The sequence below is a fragment of the Rhizobium atlanticum genome (assembly GCF_030182485.1).
In the GTDB taxonomy this organism is placed as follows: domain Bacteria; phylum Pseudomonadota; class Alphaproteobacteria; order Rhizobiales; family Rhizobiaceae; genus Rhizobium.
Window position 1 is genome coordinate 1 of sequence record NZ_JAQJCJ010000074.1, and the last position, 1,548, is coordinate 1,548.

The following is a 1,548-nucleotide window of genomic DNA, read 5'->3' on the forward strand; positions in this document are numbered from 1 at the left end:
ATGGGACTGATTGCGATGAGCGAGCGAGACCTGCAGCGGATCGAGGTTTTGTCGAGGGTTGTCGACGGACGCATGACGTTGGCGTCGGCGGTGCATGTGCTTGACCTGAGCGAGCGCCAGGTGCGGCGGCTGTTGGATCGCATCAGAACGACCGGTGCGGCGTCGATCCGTCACAAAGCCATCGGCCGGCCGTCGAACAACCGGATCAGCGATAGTGTTCGCGATTATGCGGTGACGCTGGTTCGTGAACGTTATGCGGACTTCGGCCCGACGCTGGCGGCCGAGAAGCTTGCCGAGCGCGATGGATTGCGTGTGTCGCGCGAGACGTTGCGCGGCTGGATGACACAGGCCGGATTGTGGCTATCACGCAAGCAGCGGCGGACGTTTCATCAGCCGCGGCTGCGACGCGAAGCCTATGGCGAGCTGGTGCAGATCGACGGGTCCGAGCATCGCTGGTTTGAGGATCGTGGAGATCCGTGCTCGCTGCTGGTGTTTGTCGACGATGCGACGGGCCGGTTGATGCAGTTGCGGTTCGTGCGCTCGGAAAGCGCCTTCAGCTATTTCGACGCATTGGAGCTTTATCTGAAGCAGCACGGCGCGCCGATCGCCTTTTATTCCGACAAGCATTCGGTCTTCCGGGTGGCGAAGAAGGACGCCAAAGGTGGTCAGGGCATGACCCAGTTCGGGCGTGCACTATCGGAACTAAACATCGAGATTCTTTGCGCAAACTCCAGCCAGGCCAAAGGGCGTGTCGAGCGCATGAACCGAACACTGCAGGATCGGCTGGTCAAGGAATTGCGGCTGGCAGGCATAGACACCATGGAGGCAGGCAATGCGTTTCTGCCGGGCTTCATGGTGGACTACAATCAGCGGTTTGCGATTGTCCCTGCCCGATCCGATGACCTGCACCGGCCGCTGAATCTTGCACCGGATCGGTTGAAGGAGATCCTGTGCAAACGCGAGCAGCGCTATGTCGGATCGCAGCTGACGTTTTCGTTCGAGCGTAAGCGGATCATGCTGGAGGAGAGCGAGGTGACGCGCGGATTGGCCGGCCGCTATGTCGAGACCTATGCCTATGCGGACGGCCGGCTCGATGTACGATGGAAGGGACACTCCCTGCCCTACAAAACCTTCGACAAGGACCAGCGGGTGACGCATGCGGCGATCACCGAGAACAAACGGCTCGGCGACGTTCTGGCCTATATCAAGGAGCGCCAGGAGCAGCAGTCGAAGCCGGTGGTGAAGACCAACAGCGAGAAGAACGGCTATGTGCGACGTGCTCACGGTCCGGGACGGCGGAAGGATTTTACGAAGGATCCCGCAGTCATCGAACGCCGTAAAGCTGCGCTGGCAAAGCTCGATGCTGCGGAGTGAGGTGTCGATCGCATAGTCTCAAAGCTAAAGCCGATGGTGCCACGAACCCGCCCCGATCTGATCTTGCAACCCGCACCAGCCGCTCAGATCGGGGCTGGTCGGCGGGCCGTGGGGCAGCCGCGAGTGACATTTCTACTTTGCGCAACCGCGGACATTTCAACCTGACCGCCACAT

The 1,548-nt window shown here is 60.6% G+C and carries 1 protein-coding gene; it reads left to right on the top strand.

From position 1 onward, the window contains the following. Positions 1-1,374 (top strand): ISNCY family transposase (locus PH551_RS32730; RefSeq protein WP_285196403.1); only part of this gene is annotated, 1,374 nt, incomplete at its 5' end. Positions 1,375-1,548: the final 174 nt, after the last annotated feature.